Below are 25060 nucleotides of genomic sequence, written 5' to 3'. Positions count from 1 at the left end.
CGGCCCCTCGTGTCCAGCCCTAGGGACGAAAAATCCTGTGCGAGTAGTGTGTTACTGTATAACGTAGGGCGACGCAGTCACGCTAAAAACGGAGGCGTCTGATCGCGCGAGGGTTACGGTTCCAGCAGGACCTTCGTGACGCCTTCCTCGCGGTTGTCGAATTTCTCGTACATCTCCGGCGCGTCCTCCAGGTCGACGCGGTGCGAGACGACCCAGCTGGGATCGGCGCGCCCTTCGATGATCATGTCGCGGAGTTCGCGATTGTACTCCTTGACGTTGCACTGGCCGGTGCCGAGTGCCTGCCCCTTCTCGAAGAGGAGGCCGAAGTCGATACCGAGACGGCCCTGTGCGGCCATGTCGTCCGGTGCACCGGGGTCATCGGGGACATACAGTCCCGGAATTCCGAGCTCACCGGTCGGGCGGACCGTCCGGATGAGATTATTGATGACGACAGCTGGGTTCTCGCGAGCGGGGTCGTACGCGTCGTCGCCTTCCTTATCCGGATCGATAGCCTGGTATCCGACGGCATCGACGCCCTTGTCCACGCCGCCGCCGTGGAGGTCCTTGATCTGTTCGACCGGATCGCCCTCCTCGAAGTTGATCGGTGTCGCGTCGCAGTGTTCCTCGGCCAGTTCGAGGCGGCTGGGAACGCGGTCGACGACGTAAATCTCCGCGGCACCCTTGAGCTTGGCGCTGTAGGCCGCCATCAGGCCCACCGGACCGGCGCCGTAGATAGCGACGGAGTCACCGGACTCGAGGTTGGCGAGTTCCGTGCCGTGCCAGCCGGTCGGGAAGATGTCCGCGAGCAGTGCAAACGAGTCCTCGTGTTCGTCCCCGTCGGGCAGTTTGAGCGCATTGAAGTCCGCGTACGGAATGCGGAGTTGCTCGGCCTGACCACCCTGATACGGCCCCATCGCGACGTACCCGTACGCGCCGCCGGCGAACCCGGGGTTGACGTTCGTACAGAAGCCCGTGTAGCCGTTCTCGCAGTTCTCACAGAAGCCACAGGCGACGTTGAACGGCGCCACGACGCGGTCGCCCACCTCGAGGGAACTCACCGCATCGCCGACCTCTGTCACGATACCCATGTTCTCGTGCCCGAACACGATCCCCGACTCTGCGGCCGTCCGCCCTTCGTACATGTGTAGGTCGGACCCGCAGATGCACGTCGTCGTGATGTCGATCACGACGTCATTCGGGTGCTCGATCTGGGGTTGTTCGACTTCTTCGACCGCAACCTCGCGTTCGCCTTTGTAGACGACGGCATTCATGGACATTGATCGATATCTCCATTGTCATCCACGAGCGGATCATATTTATATTCATTGTTTATAATGGCGGTTAAAACTCAATACATAAAATGTCCAACTTTTAGTGGCGAGCATTTATGCTACTACTTATATTTCTGAATGTGAATCGGTGCGTCTTTCCGGTCTGTCGGATCCAATTGACGGCCTCTGTTCGGAGCTGATACGGTTCTTCAATCTCGTAATCCGCGCTGAGCAGGTCTGCGAGCTGCATGACCAACTACGACCTGCTCGCTTCGTAAATTGTGTTAACTAAACGGTGCCTCTCGTTGCATCCGTTCTCGACCGAGAGCCACAACTCCAGCAGAGCCGATGGCCGTTTCCTTTACCGAACGGAGAGATCGGCGTTGGGAGCGAATTCGTTCGGCTCGTCTCAGCGTCTCAGTAGCCCATTTCACCCAGTGTTTTTCATCCCGGCAGCGATTCCCTTGACCGTCAATCGAAGCGTCCGCTCCTCGATATCCGTGCGATGGGTCTGCTCGAGCAAATGGACCTGCAGTACGTTTAGCGGATCGACGTACGGATTCCGGCGTTCGAGGTTCTCACCGAGCCAGTCGCGGGGATGGAGTTCGTCGCGTCGGCCGATCTCGGTGATCAGTTCGAGCGCACGTTCGAACTCCGCAGTTATGCGCGAGAAGAACCGCTCGCGAAGATCGGGATCCGCGATGTCCGCGTATTGCGCAGCGATCTCGAGATCGGTGCGGGACAGCGAGAGGGCGGCATTGTCCAGCGTCGTCCGGAAGAACGGCCACTCGTCGTACATCTCCCGGAGCGTCTCCATCGAGCCGCCGTCCTCCAGATACGCTTCGATACCGGTCGCGACGGCGTACCAGCCCGGGAGGATACATCGCGACTGCGTCCAGGAGAACACCCACGGGATCGCCCGGAGATCCTCAACGCTGCGCTCGCCCGACCGCGAGGCCGGCCGCGAGCCGAGGTTGAGGTCCTCGATCACCGTAATCGGCGTCGCCTGCTCGAAGTATCGGACGAAGCCGTCGCTCTCGAGGAGGTTCCGGTACTCTTGCCGGGCGGCGTCGGCCATCGTCTCCATCGCGTCGGTCCACTCCGAGGGAATCTCCTCTTCGGGTTGGTTGATCGCCTGCTTGCGCGCCCGGAGTTGGGCATTGAGCATCTGCTCGATGTTGCGCTCGGCGATGCGGGGATTGCCGTACTTCTCGGCGATGGCTTCGCCTTGTTCGGTGAACTTGACCTGGCCCGTAATGGTGTTGTTCGGCAGCGCCAGCAGCGCCTCGTTCATCGGACCGCCGCCGCGCGAGATCGAGCCGCCGCGGCCGTGGAACAGCCGCATCTGGACGTCGTAATCGTCGCAGATCTCGCCCAGCCGGCGCTGGTTTTTAAATAGCGACCAATTGGCCGCCAGGAAGCCGTTCTCCTTGTTCGAGTCCGAGTAGCCCAGCATGATCTCCTGGGTCCGCCCGCGAGCCTCGAGGGCCTGACTGTAGGCCTCGTTCTCGAATAGCGTCCCCATGATGCGTCGCGCTCCCGAGAGGGCGTACTCGGTCTCGAGCAGCGGAACGATGTCGATCCCCGAGTGTTCGGGCAACGAGACGACGCCGGCCTGATCGGCCAAGAACAGCACCTCGAGAACGTGGCTGGGCTCGTCGGTCATCGAGATGGCGTAGGTGTCGATGGCCTCGACGCCGTACTCGGTCTGCCAGTCGGCGAGGCTGTCGAAGAGCTCGAAGACGCGCGCCGAGTCCTCCGAGAGCCCGTCGGTTTCGCTCAGGTCGAGTACGGGCTCGTCCTGTAACACGGCGTCGGTCAGGAACGTGACGCGCTCGGCCTCCGAGAGATCGTAGTAGTCGATCCCCTCGCTCTCGAGGGCCTCGGCGATAGCGTCGGTATGCTTCTGCTGATGTTCGCGCAGATCGAGGCTGGCCAGCGAGAAGCCGAAGGTGGCGACCTGGCGCCGGATCGGGTCGACGTGGGCCTCGACGACGTTTTCGGCCACGTTGTTACGGAGGCTCTGTGCGATGATCTCGAGGTCGTTGAGGAGTTCGTCGACGTCGTCGTAGCCGCCCGGACGGACGTCGCCGACGCGCGCGAGGCGCTCGCGCATGAGTTTGAGCTTCTGGCGGTACGGTTCGTCAGGGTAGCGTTCTTCGGCCATGCGGGCGCTACCGGGAAGCCGTTCACGGTCTTCCTCGAGGGAGGCCTCGAACTCGCCGTCGGTGTCGATGCGGCTGCCGTCTTGGCTCAGCACGCCCGAGAGGTGCTTGAGTTGCTCGCGGTACTTCTCGAGGACGACCTCGCGCTGGCGCTCGAGGGTATTCGAAGTGACTTCGGGCGTCACGTAGGGGTTGCCGTCGCGGTCGCTGCCCGCCCACGAGCGGAACTCGAACAGCTTCGGAATCTCGAGGTCGCCGTCAACCTCGGCGTCGATGGCGTCGGCGAGTTCGTCGTAGACTTCACTGACGACGTCGAACAGCGTGTTCTCGAGGTACCACTGGACGTTGCGCGCCTCGTCTTCGGGCTCGGGCTGGCGGTTTCGGACCTGTGGGGTCTGCCAGAGGCTCGTCACCTCCGCGTCGATGTCCCGCCACACCTGTGACTGCTCCTTCTCGGTGAGCAGCCGTTCGTCCAGCGTCTCGAGATGCGTCGAGATATCTCTGAGTTTGGATTTGACCGTTTTCCGTCGCGCTTCGGTCGGGTGTGCGGTGAACGTCGGCTCGATTAGCACGTCGTCCAACACTTGGTGGACGGTATCGACGTCTTCTTCGCCCAGTTCTGCGGCCGCAGCGCTAAGACCGTCCTCGAGGGTGCCCTCGTTGGATTCGGTGCGGATCGTACGCACTCGCTCGCGTTCCTCCGCGAGATTGATCAGTTCGAAGTAGGTCGTAAACGCACGCACGACGATCCGCTGCTGGTGGGGCGACAGCCCCTCGAGTTCCGCTACCAGCGGGTCACGAGACTCGCGCTCCCCGGAGCGGTATTCGACCGCGGTCTGCCGGCACGACTCGACCGTCTCGAACGCCTGTCGCGACGTCTGGTCCTTCAGTACCTCGCCCAGCAGTTCGCCGAGTTCTCTGACGTCTCGCGAGATCTCTCTATTGTGAGTTGGCATGATCTACCTATGCTGGTTACATAGAATACCCTCATAAAGTCGCCGATTATTGACAATAACCCTATCTATACGGACGTAAACTGGCACCCGTCTCGGTCCTGCTCTCGGGCTCTCGGATGCCGGAATCGGGCCTGCTGAGTTCGTCGACAGAGGCGGGCCGAACCCTGTCGCCCGTTCTGACGCCGTCGGTGGTCAGTTGACCGATCACGCGGACGGATTCCCGTCTACGTCGAAATCGGGTGGTGTACCCGCCTTCCATGCACTTCGTGAGAAGTGTGCTAAGACAGCCGAATTTTCCCGCTCAGGGAACAGAGTCTCGTTATATCACGGTCTAGATAGTACTCTCACAGCCGATACCGCAACCCCAACGTCTCTCACCCTTGCGGTTTCGCGTATCTAGACAGCACTGAAGGGCCCCCCTCTCTCGTCAACAGTACCGGTTCTCTTGGACCGAGACGCGGAACCATTCGACGCAGCGTCGAGGGCACCGTCACGAATGCCGCAGTATAGCGGATCGATCCGTCCGTCGCTCGTCGCTGATCCGAACGCGAGAACCTCCGAACCGTTCCGTGGTCAGACACAGATACTACTCGCGATTTCCGATTCGAGAACTCATGGTATATAGTAAATAACAGTTAGCGCTCGATAACTCAAACGAAATCCTCCCACACACGGCTCTTTCGGCCGATCACGGCCATTTACATCACAGTTGTTTCCCGTTGCCGTCTCGGAACGGAGCCACGTTCCGTGGAAAAGGCGAAAATCCCTTGATACAGCAGCTATTCTGTCGACATCATGGCTGTACTCTGGTTAGAAAAGGTCAGCGCCGACGATCTCGAGACGGTCGGTGGTAAAGGCGCCTCCCTGGGCGAGTTGACGGGTGCTGGGCTGCCCGTGCCCCCGGGATTCGTCGTCACCGCTGGGACCTATCGATCGTTCATCGAAGCGGCCGAAATCGACGAGGAACTGTTCGCGGCCGTCGACGTCGACGCCGACGACTCGGCGGCACTGGCCGACGCCGCCGACCGCGCGCAGGAACTCATCCTCGAGACCCCCTTCCCCGACGAACTCCGCGAGGAGATCCTCGAGTCGTATCGGCAGGTCGGCGACGGCGAGGCGTTCGTCGCGGTGCGGTCGTCGGCGACGGCCGAGGACCTGCCCGACGCCTCCTTCGCGGGCCAACAGGAGACGTTCCTCAACGTCACCGAGGAGGCGCTGCTCGACCGCGTTCGCGAGTGCTGGGCCTCGCTCTTTACCCAGCGGGCGATCTACTACCGCCAAGAGCAGGGCTTCGACCACTCGGTGGTCAACATCGCGGTCGTCGTCCAGCAGATGGTCGACGCCGAGAAGTCGGGCGTGATGTTCACGAGCCACCCCTCGACGGGCGACCAGACGATGATCATCGAGGGCGCCTGGGGCCTGGGCGAGGCCGTCGTCTCCGGTGCCGTCTCGCCGGATAACTACGTCGTCGAGCGCGACGACCGCTCGGTCGACGTCACCGTCGCCGAGAAGAAGGTGATGCACGAGAAAGACGAAGAAACCGGCGAGACCGTCGAGCGCGAGGTTCCCCAAGAGAAACGGAACGAACGAGTCCTCGCCGACGACGAGATCGGCGCGCTGGTTGATCTCGGCGAGCGCGTCGAGGACCACTATGACGAACCACAGGATGTCGAATGGGCTATCGTTGAGGACGAGGTCTACATGCTCCAGTCCCGGCCGATCACCACCATCGACGAGGGCGGCGACGCGGCGACCGAAACCGGTAGTTTTGACGTCTCGAAAGGGGTGACCGACGGTAGCGGCGGCGTTCAGAGCGCCGGCGCCAGCGGCGCGAGCTCGAGTCCGGGTTCGGATTCGGGGGCAAACGGCGCCGGCGAGGTCATCGTCGACGGGTTGGGCTCGAGTCCGGGGACGGTCAGCGGACCGGCCCGGATCGTCACGAAACTCGACGACCTCGCGAAGGTCGGCGAGGGCGACATCATCGTCACCGAGATGACGATGCCGGACATGGTCCCTGCGATGAAACGCGCGGCAGGGATCGTCACCGACGAGGGCGGCATGACCAGCCACGCCGCCATCGTCTCGCGCGAACTGGGCGTTCCGGCTATCGTCGGCACCACCAATGCTACCTCCGTCCTCAAGGACGGGCAACTCGTCACGCTCGACGGCGACAAGGGCGCAGTCCTCGAGGGCAAGGAAGTCGAACCCGACGAAGAGACCGAACCCGTCGAGGAGGTCCGGCCGCAGTCGCCGGTCAAGCCCATGACCGCGACGGAGGTGAAGGTCAACGTCTCGATCCCGGAGGCCGCCGAGCGCGCGGCCGCGACCGGCGCCGACGGCGTCGGTCTCCTTCGGACCGAACACATGATCCTCTCGCTGAACCAGACGCCCGAGAAGTTCATCGAAGAGAACGGCACCGACGCCTACACGCAGGAACTGATCGACGGCATCCGCGGCGTCGCCGACGAGTTCTACCCGCGTCCCGTCCGCGTCCGGACGCTGGACGCGCCGACCGACGAGTTCCGCCAGCTCGAGGGCGGGGAGAACGAACCCGAGGAGCACAACCCGATGCTCGGCTACCGTGGCATCCGCCGGTCGCTCGATCGACCCGACGTCTTCGCCCACGAACTCGAGGCGTTTCGGCGGCTCTACGAGATGGGCTACGACAACGTCGAGATCATGTTCCCGCTGGTCAACGACGCGGAGGACATCTACCAGGCCAAGTCGCTCATGAAGGAGGCTGGCATCGACCCCGAGAAGCGCCGCTGGGGCGCGATGATCGAGACGCCGGCCGCGGCGCTGGCGGTCGAAGAGCTGATCGAGGCAGGTATCGACTTCGCCTCCTTCGGCACCAACGACCTCACCCAGTACACGCTGGCCGTCGATCGGAACAACGAAAACGTCGCCGACCGCTTCGACGAACTCCACCCTGCCGTTTTGCGGCTGATCGGCGACGTCATCGAGACCTGCCGCGAATACGACGTCGACACCAGCATCTGCGGCCAGGCCGGCTCGAAACCCGAGATGGTCCGGTTCCTCGCCACGGAAGGGGTCACGTCCATCTCCGCGAACATCGACGCCGTCCGCGACGTCCAGCACGAGGTCAAGCGCGTCGAGCAGAAGCTGCTCCTCGAGTCGCGAAGAACGGAGTGAATTCGACGGGCGGAACGTGACTCGAGACCGTCGGCGGATCGGACGAGGGTCGACGCAAGCGCTGACCGAGCGACCGGGGCGTCGGCCCTACTCGAGGACGTCGTTCGGTTCGCCGGACGTCGGTCTCGGACAATGACCGCGATCGGTCGTTTTCTTCTGATTCGAATCGATTGTCCCTTTCACGTCGATATTTGGAGGAGTCAAACGAACGGGGTTCGATACGTAGCGGCGACTCGTCGGCGTCGGTACGGAAGACCGATCGAATCGGTCGGCTTTGACCGCAGGCGAACGTGACGGACAAAATGCGGTAATCCGATAGTTCGTCGTCCTCGTTACCGAACCGCCTTCGTCGTCGCGACCTAATTTCCGATGACGGTTCACGGAGGCTGGCCCGTCGCGTCCAGTTGCTCGACGAAATCGTCGATGACTCCGACCGTGGCCGCGGTCTCGTTTTCGGTATCTCTGTTACTGCGAACTGGGGGCTCGTAAACGGTGATTTCCGCACGCTCGAGGGCGGTTAGATCACCCTCGCGGCACTCGAGGTTGAGGATCGCGCCGGCGAAGATAACGATCGCACGATGGTCGTGGACGTCGAGGAACTGGATTTCGAGTCGGTCCAAGACTGCGGTGACGTCGATCGCCGTCGGGAACGCACATTGCTGCGAGACGTCGGCAGCCCTACTCATTACGATTTACGTCGAGACGCGATATAATAGTTCTTCGGGCACCGTCTAGTTAAGCGCTTCTGGCGCGGAGCACCGTTTTACCGCCCGTTACGAGACTACAGGAGAGAACGAGAATAATCACTGCTCGTGAGAAGTACGCGGAGACAGTCGAACGTTCGCCGCTTACGGAACGGAGTCCCGTTATATAGCGATCCGGATGGGTGATTCACAGCGGCCCGGTGTCGTTTGGCACCTCCGCTGGCGATTGTCTGTCGAGTGACTGGTGCGGTCGTTGTATGTTATAGTAGTGTACAATCTGTTCAAGCAATTCTCTGCCGCTCGCCCGACTGCCGACCCAGGAGTCATGGAAGCGGTCGATCCGCATTTTGAGGGTCTGAAACCACTTTTCAATGCGGTTTCGATCGACACAGTCGAGGTGGCCGCTTACTCCTAATCGAGAGAGGGTAGTTAGATATCCAGCACCATCAACGAGAAATTCAGCATCAGAGAGATCGTGTTTCTCGGTGAGTCCATGTAGAAACGTAGCCTATGTCAAGGATTATTGTAGAACACCCACAAGATTGGTCACCGTTAATCCTGTCAGCGATTTCATCAACCGCGACCTGCGACGGCGTGCCGTCCGCAGAACGCGTTGCGTTCTGTTGTCGAGGCGAATCGAAGATTCGCCGACCAGTGGAGCGCTTTGCGCTCCAAGCGGCCGCACGAGAGCGTTGCTCTCGTGGGCGTCGGCGGGTCTGACACGCTGTCAGCAAGCCGATATACTCAGTGCCAGAGTGCTTGATGAGAGCGTTCGACGCCGAGTGAGCGAAGAATCGCTTGTATCTCTCGGAGCGAACAACTAGTCTGGTGGAACCGGACGGCGAACGCTCTGATAGGCATCGCCGTCCGTTCTCCCAACTTCGACGAATTCGGTAGAAGGCGTTCGAGGTCGCGCTCGTGAGGACTTCGTGAATGCCGTTCGAGACCGCGAGGAATCCGTCGGTCGTTTCGTCAGTCGTCGGACGGAACCGCTGCCCCACTTCCACCGTCGCTGACACCGGTACCGGGACCGATCTCGATTTCGAGCTCGTCGAGTTTCTCGTCGGGGACGACGCCGTCGACCCAGCCGCGGTGGTCGTAATACTCTTCCTTCATCTCCTCGAGTTCGCAGTATTCGCCCTCCGAGGCGCCCTGACCCGGCGTCTCGCCTTCTTCGAGGAACACCTCGGGCAGCGAGTCGTCGTCGCCGTCGAAGCCGACGAGGTTGTTGTAGTAGCGCTCGAGGTTATAGACTCGTTCGCCGCACTCGAGCAGGTCTTCCTCGGTGTACTCCAGCCCGGTCATCCCGTTGTACTGGGTGACGTACTCCTCGATGCCCTCCGCGAAGGCGTTGAACTTGCAGATGTCGAACGAGTCGCTGATGGCGTGGAGGTCCTGGAACTGGGCGGTGAGTTCGCCCTTCCCTTCGTACTCGTAGGGATCGACCTTCTCGGGGATGCCCAGGATCTCCGCGGCGGGCGTGTAGCCCCGCAGATGACAGGCCCCGCGGTTCGAGGTCGCGTAGCCGATCCCCATTCCCTTCATACAGCGGGGGTCGTACGCGGCGATGGACTGGCCTTTCACGTCGAGTCGGCAGTCGTGAGCGTCGATTTCGTCGGCCATCCGCGCCTGGCCTCGTGCGAGGAGGTCGGCGAGGTCGTCCTCGCGATGAGCGACGCGCTCGATCATGTCGATCATCGTCTCCGCGTCGCCCCAGTCGAGCCCGTCGTCCACGTCGTCGAGATAGCCCTTTTCGGTCGCGTCCATAGCCATCGCCATGATGTTGCCTATCTCGATGGTGTCGAGGCCCATGTCGTTACAGCGGTCGATCATCACGGCGATCTTGTCCCGGTCGTCGTTGGCGGAGTTCGTCCCGAGCGCCCAGGCGGACTCGTACTCGAAGGACTCCATCCGGACGTTCAGCTCCTCGCCCTTGTGCATCACGTCGACTTCGACCTCCTTCTTACAGGCGACCGGACAAGAGTGACACGTGGGTTCGTCGACCAAGATGTTCTCGCGGACGTTTTCGCCGCTGATGCGTTCGGCGTCGAGATCCTTCGGTCGATCCGTCTCGTGCTCGTTGTACGAGATCGCGGAGGTGTATCGCCCGTTCTTGGTCGGGTGACCGTCCATTTCCTCCGTGAGGTTCATCAGAACGTTCGTCCCGTACATCGAGAGACCGCCCTCGTTGGGCGCAGTGACGTCCGACTCGGTGATCGCCTTCATCGCCTGCTGGTGGCCCTCGCGGAACGTTTCCGGATCCGCGGGCTGGGGCATCTCGGTACTCGACTTGATGACGATCGCCTTCAGCCGTTTGTTGCCCATCACGCAACCGGTCCCACCGCGACCGGAGGCCCGGTCGTCTTCGTTCATGATACAGGCGTATCGGACCTCGTTCTCACCACCAGGGCCGATCGCCATGATCGAGAGGTTCTTGCCGTACGAGCCCTCGACTTCGTCCTCGATCGTCTCGCAGGTCTCGTGGACGCCTTTCCCCCAGAGGTGGGACGCGTCCCGGAGTTCGACCGCGCCATCCTCGACGACGGCGTAGACGGGGTCATCGGCCTGCCCTTCGAACAGGAGCCCGTCGAAGCCGGCCCACTTCAGGCGAGCGCCCGACCAGCCGCCGTGGTGACTGTCGGTAACGGTCCCGGTCAAGGGTGACTTCGTACAGACGGCGATTCGGCCGCTCATCGTCACCTGCGTTCCCGACAGCGGGCCGTTCATGAACGCCAGTAGATTGTCGGGACCGAGCGGGTCGACGTCCGATCCCTGTTCGAAGACGTATTTCACACCGAGGCCGCGCGCCCCGATGTATTTCTTCGCGTCTTCCTCGTCGATTCCTTCGTACGCGACGTCGTCGTTTCCGAGGTCGATTCGTGCAACGTGGTCCTGAAAGCCTCCAATATCGGTCATTGTTGTGTAGTGTAAGGGGAGTTAGTTTTTCTTGATGAGAATCTGTCCAGTGCTCTGCACGAGAACGGTGTAGCCGTAGTAGGAGAAGGTGATACACCCGGCCTTACCGGCGCTCCCGTCGGCGGATTCGAACGCCGTATCGAGCGCCTCGGGATTGATACTGTCGCTCAGCGGTGGAAGATCCTCCAGACGCTCCTTTTCGTACTCCGCAATCGCCTGCACGATACGATCACTCGCCCACTCCTCCCCAGTCCAGTCGTGGTGCAAGTGATGCGTCGGTCGGTCGGCCGCCGAGTCTACGGCACTACTCATAGGTTAGTAATTGACAGTCACCAAAATGATCTTTAATGAGTAATATGCCCCCTCTTTAAGTACCCCACATATGACGGAGTCCGTTCCGGATACCGTTACATGAAGGTGATCCGTGGGCTCGAATCCCATCGAACCAGTCATACATCGGTAAAGTTACGCACTTGGCCATCGATCAGTGTCTGTTAGCCGGCTTGGGAGATAAACTTATAACCAGTTTTATAAATATAGTAACCTGGGCTATAAACCTCCTCAGAAGCAGCTTTATGTCTCTTCCCCTCAAAGAAACATCTATTATGTTTATTATAGAACAGAATTCCATATCTACAGAGAACTGGTAACACGCAAATAGTAGCGGGGAGCGTCAGTCGATATCTTCGTCCATCAACGTCGCAGAGATCAAGTTTCGCATCCCGCGTCGAAGCCGACCGCTCATCGCGGTCGAGGAGACGCCGACCTCGTCGGCAACACCGCTGAGGGCCGTGTCTCGCGGCTCGTTGAAGTACCCGCACTTGTACGCTGTTTGCAGTGCTTCGATCTGTTCGTCCGTCAGCCCGAACGAAATATCTTTTTCGGTCCCCGTGCTCCCGTGTAGTTCGATAATCTCGAACTTCATCCCGCACCCTTCGGCGTACTCCCAGATCGTATTGAGCGCCTCTCGGTCCGGGAGTTGTAACTGGACGAACCATCCGCGACGTCTGGTTTCCGTACGCAACATGAATCCGTTCACTTCCGTGAGGATCGGACTGAGTAATATGGTCCCGTCTGAATGTTCGATATAGTAGATGAACATGTCGTCGTTCGCGTCGACGAGTTCATAACCGTCAACGGTCGGATCAGAATCGAGGTGACGCTCCAATTCGTCGCGGTCGTCGTACGTGATGAGAAACGGAAAGACGTCCGAATCCGGATCGGTGTTCGCCTGCGTTATCACTTCGATTTCGATACCATCTATGCTCCGCAACGTCGGGACCAGAGCGAGTTCGTCGTGTTCGGCGTAGGCTTTTACGGTGATAGGCATCTCTTCAGTAATGGTTTCGTCTTAATTACCGAGCGGTCTCGATCGTCGGTTCCATATCGGCTCGCCGGTCGTGTATCGTCCGTCTGCACGGTACTTTCTCGTTGCTTTGGGCAGCATCATAAGAGTATGCTCGAGTCAGTCGGATAACGATTCGCGGCGGCGACACAGCGGGAAGAAAATAAATGGTGTCCCACACACGCAATATATACGATGGCGAACGACACCGGAGGCTGTAAGATCGATCGGGTCGCCCGTGAGCGGAAACTCGACGACCTCGATCAGCGACTCCTCGAGCGCCGGGACGCGGGAGCCAGTCTCCGCGACCTCGAAACGTATCACAACCGGCAGGTGCTCGAAGCGGCGGTGAACGAATCGGACATGGAGACGCTTGAGGGTGAAGTCGAGAACCTCTACCGCCTGCTTACCGACGATGACGTGAGCGTCGGAACGCGAGTCGAAGCGCAGTCCCGACTCGAACGGAACGGAATCGATCCGGACGCGGTCACGGACGACTTCGTCAGTTACCAGACCGTTCGGACGCATCTCAACGACTGCCTCGACGTCGACACCGAGCGGACCACGCGAATCGATCGGACTGACGCGAAGAACGTCGTCTTCAAATTACTGTCCCGAACCGAGTCGATCACCATGCGAACGATCGATCGACTCCGCTCGAGCGGTCACCTGACGATCGGCGACCCGGAGGTCACGCTGAGTCTGCGCGTCGCATGTACGGAATGCGGTGAGGAGTACACGTTTGCCCGCCTCGTGGATCGGGGACGCTGTTCGTGCCGAGAGGCCGGTCGAACCGATGCTCGAGACGATGAGACCGAAGCGTGATCGACGGGCGGTGTCACGAGTACGGGCGGGTTTCGAAGTCGGCGGTCGGCCGACGATAACGGGCCGTCGTATATACGTTACTCCTAGATCGTGAAAGTATTATTCGGCCAAACGATTATATAGAACACAGCCATCATCTACCGGTGCGCGGCCTAATCAATCAACGCTGTGCCGCTATCGATCCATCGGTCGTTCGCCCATCCATGTTTGTAAACAGCCCTGAATCGGAGCCGGAAAGCGAGTTCGAGGAATTACATATCACCGTCCAGAACGTCGGTGGAATCACCGACGGCGAACTGACGCTCTCACCCGGAGTGACGCTGCTCTCAGGGGAGAACGCGTCGAACAAGTCGTCGTTCCTTCGCGGACTGGCCGCCGTACTCGGCGGACCCACACCGCCAATAAAGAGCGACGCCGATCGCGGACGGGTGACGCTTCGAACGGACGAGAACGAGTACTTCTTGGAGTTGTCGAACGAAAACGGCGATCCGACCGTCACCGACGCGGAGCGGTTTTCCGATCGGACCGACCTCTGTGAACTGTTCGCCGCACTCGGAGAAACGAATCCGATCAGGCAGTGTCTTCTCACCGACGGGGACGTGTACGAGCTACTGATGCGGCCGGTCGATACCGCGGAAATCGAGGCCGAGATCGAGCAGCTGAAAGCGCGAAAGGATCGGCTCGACGAGCGACTCGCGGAGTTAGATCGATCCGAGGACCGACTCCCGACGCTGCGGACGCGAGCGACCACCCTGCGCGAGGACCGCGAGGAGATCGAGACAGCGCTCCGCGAGAAGCGCGAGGAGATCGACGAGCGGGAAGCGGAGACCGACGGCAACGACGTCCTCGACGACCTCAAGGAGAAGCGATCGGAGCGCGAGTCCGTTCGCAATCGCATCGAAACGCAACGAGAGGCGATCCGCTCGCTGGAGGACGAGCTCGAGGCCGTCCGCGAGCAGCGCGACGAACCCGGAACGGCGGAGTCGGCACGGGACGTCGACGCGGTCGAGAGCGAAATCGAGGGTCTTCACCATCAGAAACAGCAACTGACGAGTACGATCAACGCGTTGAGCCCGATCGTCGAGATGAACGACCAGCTGCTGGACGACGAGCGAGAGATCCCCGAGGAGATGAAATCGGACGAGATCGTCGCCGAACTCGATCCCTCGTCGCGGACGATCTCCTGTTGGACGTGCGGCTCCACCGTCGAACGGGAAGAGATCGCCGAGCAGGTCCGGGTAGTCCAGGAGATCATCGGAGAAAAGCGCCAGCAGCGCGAGACGATCACCGAGCGAGTACGATCGCTCGAGGAGGAGAAACGACAGCTCGAACGCCGGCGCGACGAACGCGAGCGACTCGCCGAGAAAGAGCGGTCGGTCGAGGCCGAGATCGAACAGCGAGAGGAAACGCTGAGCGAGTTACGGGACGAGAAAGCGGCGCTCGACGACGAGATCGAATCGCTTCAAGCGGACGCCGAAACGCTCGACGAACGAGACGACGAACTGCTCGAGCTCCACGGCGAGGTGAGCGACCTCGAATACGAACGCGGGCAGCTCGAGAACGAGTTGACCGAACTCGAACGGGAGATCGAGGAGCTCGAGGCGGAACTCAAGAACCGCGACGACCTCGAGGCGGAGCGCGAGTCGGTCGCGACGCGGCTGCGAGAGCAGCGCGAGCGGATCGAGACGCTCGAGCGCGACCTCGTCACAACGTTCAACGAATCGATGCAGCAGGTCCTCGACGTGCTGGACTACGAGAACGTCGAACGCGTCTGGATCGAACGGCTCGCGGGAGACAGTGATGCACCGTCGTCGACCGACTTCGAGCTACATATCGTTCGCTCGAGCGAGAGCGGCGCCGCGTACGAGGACACGGTCGACAGCCTGAGCAAGAGCGAGCGCGAGGTGATCGGGCTCGACGTCGCCTTCGCGGGCTATCTCGTTCACGACGTCGCGAGCGAACTACCGTTCATCGTCATCGACGCCGTCGAAATGCTCGACGCGGATCGGATTCGCGGTCTGCTTAACTACTTCGAGGATCACACCGAGTACGTCGTCGCCGCCGTCCTTCCCGAGGAGGCGAGGGAACTCGAGGAGACGTATCCAACGGTGTCGACCGCTTCGTTCGCCGCCCGTTCGTGATTGCGTTCACTTGGTTTCACTTCTGCTTCCAGCTTCAACTGCGAGGGCTAGTATCGAGCGTCCGCCGTGCGGACCGTCCGAACCGCAGCGGCGTTTTCGGAGACGTCGTGAACTCTGACGACGTCGGCGCCGCGTTCGGCTGCCATGGTCGTCACCGCGAGCGTCGGCGGTAATCGCTCGCCGGGCTCGCAGCCGACGCGGTCGAACATCGACTTCCGGGAGTGACCGATCATGATGGGACACCCCAGCGCGCGCAACTCGTCGATCCTGGCGGCCAGTTCGAAGCTCTCGGCCGGATTCTTTCCGAATCCGAGTCCGGGATCGACGACGATCTGGTCGCGATCCAATCCCGCACGTTCCGCGAGCAACACCGTCTCCGAGAGTTCGTGCAGGACGTCTTCGACGACGTCGTCGTAGGTGACGGTCCGATCGGGATTAACGGGCGTCTCGAGGCTGTGCATGATGACGAGCGACGCGTCGTGGTCGGCCACGACGAAGCGCATCTCCGGGTCCTCGAGTCCGGAGACGTCGTTGACGATGTCCGCGCCCGCCTCGAGCGCGGCGTCGGCGACGGCCGCTTTCCGCGTGTCAACCGAGATCGGGACGTCCGGGTCCAGGTCCGCGATGCGTTCGATGACCGGGACGACGCGGTCGATCTCTTCGGCGACCGAGACCGGCTCGGCGCCGGGACGGGTGCTCTCGCCGCCGACGTCAATGATATCGGCGCCGGCGGCGACCATTTCGCGGGCTTGCCGGACCGCGTCCGGCACGCGGTCATACTCTCCTCCGTCGTAGAAACTGTCCGGCGTGACGTTCAGGATGCCCATGACCGCGGGGGTTCGATCCCACGGATACCGATCGCGATCGGCTCGTTCGTCGACGCGATCGTCGTCGATCGTTCGCCGGAGTTGGGCGGCGACGTGGGCGAGGCCGCGGTCGGCGTCGGTCAGTTCCTCAAACAGGTCCCGGAACTGTGACGACGTCCCGGAGAGGATCGTCACGACGCGGCGACCGGCCGTCTCGGCGTCCGAACGGACGCACGTTCCGCCGATCGCCTCGAACGCCTGTTCGACGCGCTCGGCCTGCGGACCGCGCAGATAGGTCTTGATCGTTCGATGGACGGTCTCGTCCGCGACGGATTCGGCGGTCTCCGCGTCGACGGCCGCGCTCGTGAGTACGTTTCGCGCCTGTTCCGTCGCGGCCGTTCGCTTCGGGATCTGGAGCCGCGTCCACCGGTCGCGCGCTTCTGCGACCGCGTACAGCGAGCCGGTGACGAGGACGCAGTCGCCTTCGTCGGCCGCCGACAGCGCCCGCTCGGTCGCCTCGAGGACGGACCCTGCGCAGTCGATCGTCGCCGGGCGATCGTCAAACGCGGCCGCGAGGGCGTCCGTATTCTCGGCGCGGGGTACGTCCGGCTCACAGAGGTAGAGCGCATCGGGGGACGGCAACGCCGCCGCCATGCCCCGGTGGTCCTTCTCTCGCATCGCGCCGAAGACGAGGTGGAGGTCGTCGAACGAGTATCGGTCGACGAGCGAGGCGAGCGTCTCGCAGGCGCCCGGATTATGCGCGCCGTCGAGGATCGCGAGCGGCGTCGTCGACATGACTTCGAACCGGCCCGGCCAGTAGGAGTCGCGGAGACCGCGCGCGATCGATTCCGGATCGACGCCGGCGACCTGATCAGCCAGCGTCGCCGCGACGCCGGCGTTGGTCGCCTGATGTGGGCCCACGAGCGGCAGCCGCGTCTCGAACGACCACTTCGGTCCCGCGATCGAAATCTCGCTCTCGATCGGCGATGCCAGCCCGTGCTCGCGGGCGACCACGTCCGCGTCGTCGCTTCCAACGGTAATCACGTCCGTCTCCGAGCGGATCGCCTCGAGGGCCGCCCCCGACGCGCCGGTCACCAGCGGCGCATCGGCCGGCGAGACCTGTGCCTTGTCGCGGGCGATCTCCTCGATCGTGTCGCCGAGGATGTCGGTGTGTTCCAGCGAGACGCTGGTCACGGCGCTCGCGACGGGATCGACGGCGCTCGTCGCGTCGTATCGGCCGCCGATGCCGACCTCGAGAACGGCGACGTCGACGTCCTCGTTGGCGAAGTGGTGGAGCGCAAGCGCTGTGAGAACCTCGAAGTAGGTCGGCGTATCGTCTACCTCGCGGAGCCGTTCGACGCAGTCGTCGATTTCGGCGACGAATTCCTGGACCCGCTGTTTCGGGATTTTCCGGCCGTTGATCTGAATCCGTTCGCGCAGATCGTTTAGATCAGGCGACGTATAGAGGCCGACATCGAGTCCAGCGTCGCGAAGAACCCGCTCGAGCATACATGCGGTGCTTCCCTTCCCGTTCGACCCGGCGATCTGGACGCAGTCGAGGTCCTCGTGCGGGCGATCGAGATGCGTGAGTAACGCGGCGGTCGTTTCCGTTCCGAGCTTGGGTCGACGCCGCTGTAGCGACTCGAGGTAGTCGACCGACTCGTGATACTCCATACCACACGTGGAACCGGCGACTTCATTAATGTGTCGCCGATCCCGGTTCTCCGCACGGTTTATAATTGTGTATGCCGACACTCAGCACAATGGCTTCTGAATCGACAGGTAATCGCGCACCGGACGAGCCGTACGTGACGGAGTTCGAGGCGACGGTACGGTCGGTCGATGGGACCAACGTCCGGCTCGAGGAAACGTACTTCTACGCCGAAGGCGGCGGCCAACCGGCCGATCGCGGGACGCTGAACGGGATCGACGTCGTCGACGTGCAGACGCGCGACGGCGAGACCGTTCACACACTAGCGACGGCGCCCGACTTCGAGACGGGCGACGACGTGACCGGCTCGATCGACGACGAGTTTCGGACCTACTGTATGCGAGCGCACACCGCCAGTCACGTGCTGTACGGCGCCGGTCGCGAACTGTTCGACGACCACGGTTACGGCGGGTTCGACATCGACGCGGAGAAGGGCCGCATCGACTTCGAGACCGATCGCGACCCGGACGAGGTGAACGCGCTCACCCTCCAGCGGATGGTCAACGAGGTCGTCTGGGAGTCAAGAGACGTCTCCTGGCGGGAGATGGATGCAGCGCAGGCGCGGGACCGCGACGAGATCGTCTTCAACGAAACCGGCGCGGCCGAGACGACTGATACCGTCCGCGTCGTCGAGATCGACGACTGGGACATCGCCGCCTGCGGCGGGACGCACGTCGAAAACACCGTCGAGATCGGACCCGTCAAGGTCCTCGAGGTGTCCAACCCCGGATCGGGCCTCGTACGCGTCGAGTACGCGGTCGGCCCGACCGCCGTTCGCGCGCAACTCGACGAGACGCGAGCCGCGACTCGCGCCGCCCGGACGCTGGAGACGAGCGTCGAGGAACTTCCGGAGCGAGCGACCGCCGTCGTTGAAGAGAACGCGACCCTCGAGGCGGAGGTCGACGCCCTGCGCGACCGCCTGCTCGAGGAACGCCTCGAGTCGTTGGGCGACGACACCGTCTCGAAGGACGGCAAGGAGTGGGTCGTCGGCGAGCTCGATATCGACGGCATCGGTCCCAACGACGTGTCAGACCGCGTGCGGGAGCTCGCGGGCGATATCGGTGACGTGGTTGCGCTGACCGGCGTGAACGGAAGCGCGTTCGTGGTCGTCGGTACGACCGGTGAGACGGACGCTAGCGAACTCGTCGACGACGTCACGGCGACGTTCGGCGGCGGTGGCGGCGGCGGACCGACGTTCGCACAGGGCGGCGGCCTCGACGACGAGCCGGCCGCCGTCGTCGACTACCTCCGAACGGAGGCCTGATCACCCTCGGTCCCGATCGGAGACGGTCGCCGATCGATTCTCACGCTGCTTTTCATATTGTCTGTTATCTGACTTGAAGAGTTGGTCGGCAAACACGTCCTATTCGACCGATATCAGGAGAACCAAGGTTCATTAACGGCGATCGGGAACAGGAGAGTGGATGTCACTAGCACAGTATGCGTCGTCCGCCGCGGCGACGGACCGGGTAGACCGATCAGTACGCGCCACCGGGATCGACCGAGCGCAGTCGACGACCGCGACCGAGGACGGGTCTCGGAGGTGGGAACGATGACCCGCGAGCGGACCGAGATCACGATCGTCGGCAACGACAACTCGGAGATCATCGCCGACGTGACGTCGCTGCTGTTCGAACGCGACGTCGACATTGTCGACCTGGATCAGGCCGTGCGGGAAGGAACGTTTCGGATGGGTATGCAGGTCGACGCGTCCGAGATGTCGGTCTCGCGGGAACAACTCCGCGAGGACCTCGACGCGCTCGGCGACGAGTTCGGCGTCGACGTCACGGTGCGATTCCCGTCCAACTGCGAGGACCGGTCCATCGCCGTCCTCGTCACCAAGGAGAGCCACTGCCTGGAGGCCCTGCTCGAGCGCTGGGAGAACGACGAACTCGGTGCGGACATCGGGGTCGTCATCGGAAACCACGACACGCTCCGCCCGCTCGCGGCCGAATACGACGTTCCGTTCCACGACATCGGCGACGAGAATGGCACGCCCGACGAGGACGAGCTTCTCGACCTCCTCGCGGAGTACGAGATCGACCTCATCGCGCTGGCCCGCTACATTCGGATCCTCTCGCCGGAGGTCGTCTTCCGCTACGAGGACCGCATCATCAACGTCCACCCCTCGCTGCTGCCGGCGTTCCCCGGCGCGGCCGCCTACCGGCAGGCCCTCGAGGAGGGCGTCCGGATCGCCGGCGTCACCGCCCACTACGTGACGACGGATCTCGATCAGGGGCCGATCATCACGCAACGAGCGTTCAACATCCCCGCCGACGCGACCGAAGCGGACCTCAAGGAGCGCGGCCAGCCGCTCGAGGCGGACGCCCTCGCGGAAGCGATACGGTTGCACCTCGAGGACGAGATCACGACCGAGGGCGGACAGACGAGAGTCGTCGATCCGAACGCGACCGACGCTCAACTCGGAGCCGCGACGGAACTGGATCAGGCGAATCCCAGTGAGCCCGTCGACAGCCGTGAGGAACTCACTGCCGACGACGATGACACAACGGCCGTTGCGGACGACTGATAGGTTCAGACCTTCGATAGCGTTCTCTTCGGTTCCGTCGAACTCCCGCGAGTCACGGGACCGGTTCCGGTGTACCTGAGACGAATCGCCGTCAGATACCGTCTCGACGGCGACGGGCCTCGAGTCTCGAGACGTGGTCGACGGACGGATAACACTGATATCGTTGTGAAGCACACGGAACGATTCGACGTGTAATTCGCGTACCAGTTCGTTCTGAAAGCCGTCCGCGAAAGCGCGGCGAACCGCCTGCCGAGAACGATCTGTTCGGGATCGAAGCGTTACCAGACAGCGAATGGTCCGTACGTCGCGAACGCGCTCTTCGGCGGGCCGGACCCGTCGCTCCGCGCGTGGATCTATCTCGTTGGCACGATCACCGGCGTAGTGACGTACCGACGAATCGTACCGGCACCCGTAAGGACTCGACGGCCCGTAGACGGAGAGGTCCCGGCGAATGAGCCCGACGACGACCGACGTCTCGAGTAGCGATCGACCGGACGCGTCAGCCGCAGTTGTCCGCCGTGATGAGTCGTCAGTCCGTCCCAGATGGCGATCGATCGCATCCGTTCTACGAACCCGAGAGACTCGAGACCGGAGAGCCGCGATCGAACCATCCGTATCGCCCGGTCACTGTCAGACCGCGAATACGGACGCTCGGACGGTCGTGTTTCTTGCTCTCGCTGAGCTAACCGTAGTCGACGGAACGAAAAGGTGGGACAGACGGGTCGATTTCGGTCCGGTGCTCGCCGCGGTCGTCTATTCGGCGGCCGCGATCGCTTCGATCTCGATCGCCGCGCCCTTGGGGACGCGGCCGACTTCGACCGCGCTCCGAGCAGGCGGTTCCTCGTCGAAGAACTCGCTGTAGACCTCGTTGAACTCCTCGAAGTCGTCGATGTCGTCGAGGAAGACGGTCGTCTTGAGGACGTCGTCCATCGACAGGCCCTCCGCCTCGAGGATCGCCGCGACGTTTTCCAGACACTGCCGCGTCTGGTCGCCGACCGATTCGTCGTCTAACAGGTCGCCGTCCGCCGTCAGCGGGAGCTGTCCCGCGGTGATGAGGACGTCGTCGGTTCTGGTCGCCTGACTGTACGCGCCAACGGCTGCCGGTGCGTCGTCGGTGCTGACGGTTCGCATCACACTGGGGTACCAGTTCGGGTCTCTTAAATGTCGGCTCCGTTCCACGTCCGGTTAGCGGAGTTACATCTTGTGGGGGTGTGTTACACACACGCAAGATACTCACTCGAATCCGTTCCACTCGGCGTATGTCGTTCGAACAGCCACTCGACCGGATAGCGCCGAGCGTGTCCGAGGCCGTCTCGCTCGAACGCGAACGGCAGGAATCGACGCTCGGGATGATCGCTTCGGAGAACCACGTCTCGAAAGCCGTCCTCGAGGCGCAGGGAAGCGTGTTGACGAACACGTACGCGGAAGGATATCCCGACAGTCGGTACTACGGTGGGTGCCAGCACGTCGATACGGTGGAGTAACTCGCTATCGAGCACGCGAAAGCGCTCTTCGAGATGGACCACGCCACCGTCCAGCCACACGGCGGGGCGCAGGCGAACATGGGGGTCTACTTCGCGGTCCTCGAGCCGGGAGACGCGATCCTCTCGCTGTCGCTGTCACACGGCGGGTACCTCTCGCACGGTTACAACGTGAACTTCTCGGGTCAGCTCTACGACGTCGAGCAGTACAAGGACGATCCCGAGACGGGGTACATCGACTACGACGCCGTCGCGGAACAGGTCCGCGAGGTCGAGCCGGACATGATCGTCAGCGGCTCGTCGGCCTACCCGCGCGAGTTCGAGTACGACCGCATCGGCGAGATCGCCGCCTACCACCTCGCGGACATCGCTCACGTGACCGGTCTCATCGCGGCCGGCGTTCACTCGTCGCCGGCCAAGCACGCGGACTTCGTCACCGGGAGTACCCACAAGACGATTCGCGCCGGACGCGGTGGGCTCATCATGTGCGACGAGGAGCACGCCGACGACGTCGACTCCGCCGTGTTCCCCGGCGCGCAGGGCGGACCGCTGATGCACAACGTCGCCGGCAAGGCGGTCGGATTCGCAGAGGACCGGACCGACGAGTTCGAAGCGTACGCCGAACGGATCGGCGCCGACGCGAAGCGCCTCGGCCAGGTGTTCGACGAACAGGGGCTCTCGCTGGTCAGCGGCGGGACCGACAAACACCTCCTGCTCGTCGATCTGCGCGACTCCCACCCCGATCTGACGGGGACGGAAGCCGAGGAAGCGCTGAGCGACGTCGGCATCGTCGTCAACAAGAACACCATCCCCGGCGAGATGCGATCGCCGATGGTGACCAACGGAATCCGCGTCGGTACCCCCGCGCTCGCGACCCGCGGCCTCGAGGAGGCCGAGATGGAGACCGTCGCCGATCTCATCGTCGACGTGCTCGACGCGCCCGATGACGACGCGGTCGCCGATCGCGTTTCGTCGCGGGTCGACGACCTCTGCGAGGAGTTCCCGATCTACGGGTGAGGCTCGCGGTACCGACGTAACGCCGACGACTGATTTTCATCGCCGATCGGCTGCGTTGCGGGCTCGCCGTCGCTACTCCGCGTGACTGCAATACGTCGCGTGACCGTGTAGCCGTGCAGTGGCTTGGAGACGGATAGCTACTGGAACCGGAAGAGACGAAGCGAGCCGATCGTCGTCGGTATCATCCCCGCTCCCGGTCGGCAGTCACCCGCCGGACGAACGCCGCGACAGCGTCCGGCACCGAAATCGAAATCGATCGGCCGAGCGGCGGTCGGTCAGTCGTCGGACGGATCGGCGTCGGCGGATGGATCAGCGTCGGCGGCATCGCGGTCGGACGTCTCGGGCTCGGGAGACGGGAGCGAGACGTTGTCCTCTTCGCGGAGGAACAGCGGTCGATGACTGCTGAACGTGACGATCATCGCTGCGACGGCGAGTAACGCGATGACCGCAAACGGTCCGCCGGTGATGATCGCGGCCTGCTGTAGGGCGTCGACGCCACCGGTGACCATCAGCAGCGACGCGAGCGCGCCGATGAGGAATCCCCAGATGACGCGGTTGATCGTCGAGGGCTTTTCGTTTCCGCCAGTCGTGAGCATTCCCAGCGCCAGCGTCGAGGAGTCGGCCGACGTGACGAGGAACGTCGTCACGAGCACGAGGAACAGACCCGTCAACACGCCGCCGAGCGGCAACGCCTCGAACAGCGGGTATCCGGAGCCGGCCTCACCGAGTTCGCTGATGACGGTGAGGATGTCGGCGCGACCGTTCTCCTGCAGGAAGATCGCGGTGCCGCCCATCGTGGCGAACCACGGAATCGTGATGCCCGTCGAGGCGACGACGCCCGTGACGACGACCTGTCTCACCGTCCGACCGCGCGAGATGCGCGCGATGAACAGCCCGACGAACGGCGTCCAAGAGAACCACCACGCCCAATAGAAGACCGTCCAGCCGCCGACCCAGCCGCTGACGCCGCCGCCGACGTTCTCGGCGGCGCCGGTGTAGAAGCTCATCGTGACGAAGTCGTTGATGTACGCGCCGAGCGCCTCGGTGCCGACGGTCATGATGTACGTCGTCGGCCCGAGGACGAAAGTCGCGACGGTCACCACGGCGAACAGGGCCATGTTGAAGTACGAGAGGCGGCGGATTCCCTTCTCCACGCCGAGCGCGACCGAGATCGTGAACGCGACGGTCAGCCCGGTAATCACGGCGATCGTCCCGAGATCGCCGACGCTCACACCGGTGATCCACTCGACGCCGACGAGGAACTGGCTGCCGACCAGTCCCAGCGTCGTCGCGACGCCGCCGATCGTCGCGAACACGGCGAGGATATCGATGACCTTCGCGATCGGGCGGTCGAGGTTCTCGATGCCGACCCACGGTGCGATCACCGTCGAGATGCGCAGCGGCGCATCGTATCGGTAGGCGAAGTACGCGATCGGGAGCGCCATGATCACGTACGCGGTCCACGCGGAGAGGCCCCAGTGGAAGAACGTGTACTGGATCGCCCCGACGGCGGCCCCCGCCGACTGCGACTCCGCGCCGATGAACGGCGAGACGGTGTCGTAGTGGAAGATCGCCTCGGCGGGGCCCCAGAACACGATCCCGGCGGCGATCCCCGCCGAGTACAGCATCGCGAAGTACGCGAGGAACGTGAACTCCGGCTCTTCGTCCTCATCGCCGAGTTTGATGTTGCCCCACGGTCCGAATATCAGGAAGCCGGCGAACGCGACCAGGGCGAACATCGCGACCAGGTACCACCAGCCCGCGGCAGTCCACAGGAAATCGTTCACGCTGGTCATGTACCCCGACGCGGCCTCCGGCCAGAGGACGAACGCGATCACTGCTGCGGCGGCGATGAAGAAGCCGACCGCGAATACTGGCGTGTCGAGTTCCTCGAGGAACTGTCCGATCGGTCCGTTTGATTCAGCTCGCGCCATCGTGGATCACCGTTTCACCGCTGTTCGATCGCCGCGATCGGCGGCGGACGTCCGCCACTCGATTGTCTCGTTCGACGGGGCACCGCGCCCCCGCTCGGTCCATCG

General features: G+C 62.7%; 14 protein-coding genes and 2 pseudogenes. 6 read left to right on the top strand and 10 right to left on the bottom strand.

What is annotated here, in order from left to right; translation table 11 throughout:
- Positions 1–113 precede the first annotated feature (113 nt).
- Positions 114–1271, bottom strand: a complete 1158-nt coding sequence (locus tag HTUR_RS22930) for a glutathione-independent formaldehyde dehydrogenase (RefSeq protein WP_049942064.1) — start codon at positions 1269–1271, stop codon at positions 114–116.
- Between the two features lie 430 nt (positions 1272–1701).
- Positions 1702–4392, bottom strand: a complete 2691-nt coding sequence (ppc, locus tag HTUR_RS22925; RefSeq protein WP_012945742.1) for a phosphoenolpyruvate carboxylase — start codon at positions 4390–4392, stop codon at positions 1702–1704.
- A gap of 795 nt (positions 4393–5187) precedes the next feature.
- Between ppc and ppsA the strand changes: the two genes are divergently transcribed.
- On the top strand, positions 5188–7545 hold the full coding sequence (ppsA, locus tag HTUR_RS22920; protein ID WP_012945741.1) for a phosphoenolpyruvate synthase: 2358 nt from the start codon (positions 5188–5190) through the stop codon (positions 7543–7545).
- Positions 7546–7922: 377 nt separating this feature from the next.
- On the opposite strand, the gene HTUR_RS22915 is transcribed toward ppsA, so the two are convergent.
- The 5 genes and pseudogenes from HTUR_RS22915 to HTUR_RS22900 all read right to left on the bottom strand — a co-directional run bounded on the left by HTUR_RS22915 (position 7923) and on the right by HTUR_RS22900 (position 12495).
- Positions 7923–8231: a hypothetical protein gene (locus HTUR_RS22915; protein ID WP_012945740.1), complete on the bottom strand. Its 309-nt coding sequence runs from the start codon at positions 8229–8231 to the stop codon at positions 7923–7925.
- 205 nt (positions 8232–8436) lie between these two features.
- Positions 8437–9139, bottom strand: a pseudogene (locus HTUR_RS28715) (integrase core domain-containing protein); the annotation flags it as partial.
- 82 nt (positions 9140–9221) lie between these two features.
- Complete coding sequence (locus HTUR_RS22910; RefSeq protein ID WP_012945739.1) at positions 9222–11165, bottom strand: aldehyde ferredoxin oxidoreductase family protein; 1944 nt, start codon at positions 11163–11165, stop codon at positions 9222–9224.
- Between the two features lie 21 nt (positions 11166–11186).
- Positions 11187–11477 carry a HalOD1 output domain-containing protein gene (locus HTUR_RS22905; protein ID WP_012945738.1) on the bottom strand — a complete coding sequence of 97 codons (291 nt, stop codon included), beginning with the start codon at positions 11475–11477 and terminating at the stop codon, positions 11187–11189.
- A gap of 361 nt (positions 11478–11838) precedes the next feature.
- Positions 11839–12495: a helix-turn-helix domain-containing protein gene (locus tag HTUR_RS22900; RefSeq protein ID WP_012945737.1), complete on the bottom strand. Its 657-nt coding sequence runs from the start codon at positions 12493–12495 to the stop codon at positions 11839–11841.
- A 210-nt stretch (positions 12496–12705) separates the two neighbouring features.
- On the opposite strand from HTUR_RS22900, the gene rdfA reads away from it, so the two are divergent.
- Together rdfA and HTUR_RS22890 are read left to right on the top strand one after the other, a co-directional pair.
- The gene (gene rdfA, locus HTUR_RS22895) at positions 12706–13335 is read left to right on the top strand and encodes a rod-determining factor RdfA (RefSeq protein ID WP_012945736.1); all 630 of its coding nucleotides are present in this window, start codon (positions 12706–12708) and stop codon (positions 13333–13335) included.
- A gap of 203 nt (positions 13336–13538) precedes the next feature.
- Positions 13539–15476, top strand: coding sequence for an archaea-specific SMC-related protein (locus HTUR_RS22890; protein WP_012945735.1), 1938 nt, complete (start codon positions 13539–13541; stop codon positions 15474–15476).
- 47 nt (positions 15477–15523) lie between these two features.
- On the opposite strand, the gene folP is transcribed toward HTUR_RS22890, so the two are convergent.
- Positions 15524–17956, bottom strand: coding sequence for a dihydropteroate synthase (gene folP, locus HTUR_RS22885; protein ID WP_012945734.1), 2433 nt, complete (start codon positions 17954–17956; stop codon positions 15524–15526).
- 89 nt (positions 17957–18045) lie between these two features.
- On the opposite strand from folP, the gene HTUR_RS22880 reads away from it, so the two are divergent.
- Together HTUR_RS22880 and HTUR_RS22875 are read left to right on the top strand one after the other, a co-directional pair.
- Entirely contained in the window at positions 18046–19257 is a 1212-nt protein-coding gene (locus HTUR_RS22880; protein ID WP_012945733.1) for an alanyl-tRNA editing protein, read from the top strand.
- A gap of 288 nt (positions 19258–19545) precedes the next feature.
- Complete coding sequence (locus tag HTUR_RS22875) at positions 19546–20523, top strand: formyltetrahydrofolate deformylase (RefSeq protein ID WP_012945732.1); 978 nt, start codon at positions 19546–19548, stop codon at positions 20521–20523.
- A gap of 753 nt (positions 20524–21276) precedes the next feature.
- On the opposite strand, the gene HTUR_RS22870 is transcribed toward HTUR_RS22875, so the two are convergent.
- The gene (locus HTUR_RS22870; RefSeq protein WP_049942063.1) at positions 21277–21657 is read right to left on the bottom strand and encodes a Rid family detoxifying hydrolase; all 381 of its coding nucleotides are present in this window, start codon (positions 21655–21657) and stop codon (positions 21277–21279) included.
- Positions 21658–21782: 125 nt separating this feature from the next.
- Here HTUR_RS22870 and HTUR_RS22865 point away from each other — a divergent pair.
- Positions 21783–23021: pseudogene (locus HTUR_RS22865) on the top strand (serine hydroxymethyltransferase).
- 275 nt (positions 23022–23296) lie between these two features.
- Here HTUR_RS22865 and HTUR_RS22860 read toward each other — a convergent pair.
- Entirely contained in the window at positions 23297–24955 is a 1659-nt protein-coding gene (locus HTUR_RS22860) for a BCCT family transporter (RefSeq protein ID WP_012945730.1), read from the bottom strand.
- Positions 24956–25060: the final 105 nt, after the last annotated feature.

Origin of the sequence: Haloterrigena turkmenica DSM 5511 (assembly GCF_000025325.1) — an archaeon.
Taxonomy (GTDB): domain Archaea; phylum Halobacteriota; class Halobacteria; order Halobacteriales; family Natrialbaceae; genus Haloterrigena; species Haloterrigena turkmenica.
Note: the sequence above shows the minus strand (reverse complement) of the source record. Positions and strands in the feature narration are given on the sequence as shown.

What these genes read in the sequence shown, in the direction of transcription:
- HTUR_RS22930 (WP_049942064.1), bottom strand. Translation starts at nt 1,271, where the DNA reads ATGAATGCCGTCGTCTACAAAGGCGAACGCGAGGTTGCGGTCGAAGAA.
- ppc (WP_012945742.1), bottom strand. Translation starts at nt 4,392, where the DNA reads ATGCCAACTCACAATAGAGAGATCTCGCGAGACGTCAGAGAACTCGGC.
- ppsA (WP_012945741.1), top strand. Translation starts at nt 5,188, where the DNA reads ATGGCTGTACTCTGGTTAGAAAAGGTCAGCGCCGACGATCTCGAGACG.
- HTUR_RS22915 (WP_012945740.1), bottom strand. Translation starts at nt 8,231, where the DNA reads ATGAGTAGGGCTGCCGACGTCTCGCAGCAATGTGCGTTCCCGACGGCG.
- HTUR_RS22910 (WP_012945739.1), bottom strand. Translation starts at nt 11,165, where the DNA reads ATGACCGATATTGGAGGCTTTCAGGACCACGTTGCACGAATCGACCTC.
- HTUR_RS22905 (WP_012945738.1), bottom strand. Translation starts at nt 11,477, where the DNA reads ATGAGTAGTGCCGTAGACTCGGCGGCCGACCGACCGACGCATCACTTG.
- HTUR_RS22900 (WP_012945737.1), bottom strand. Translation starts at nt 12,495, where the DNA reads ATGCCTATCACCGTAAAAGCCTACGCCGAACACGACGAACTCGCTCTG.
- rdfA (WP_012945736.1), top strand. Translation starts at nt 12,706, where the DNA reads ATGGCGAACGACACCGGAGGCTGTAAGATCGATCGGGTCGCCCGTGAG.
- HTUR_RS22890 (WP_012945735.1), top strand. Translation starts at nt 13,539, where the DNA reads ATGTTTGTAAACAGCCCTGAATCGGAGCCGGAAAGCGAGTTCGAGGAA.
- folP (WP_012945734.1), bottom strand. Translation starts at nt 17,956, where the DNA reads ATGGAGTATCACGAGTCGGTCGACTACCTCGAGTCGCTACAGCGGCGT.
- HTUR_RS22880 (WP_012945733.1), top strand. Translation starts at nt 18,046, where the DNA reads ATGGCTTCTGAATCGACAGGTAATCGCGCACCGGACGAGCCGTACGTG.
- HTUR_RS22875 (WP_012945732.1), top strand. Translation starts at nt 19,546, where the DNA reads ATGACCCGCGAGCGGACCGAGATCACGATCGTCGGCAACGACAACTCG.
- HTUR_RS22860 (WP_012945730.1), bottom strand. Translation starts at nt 24,955, where the DNA reads ATGGCGCGAGCTGAATCAAACGGACCGATCGGACAGTTCCTCGAGGAA.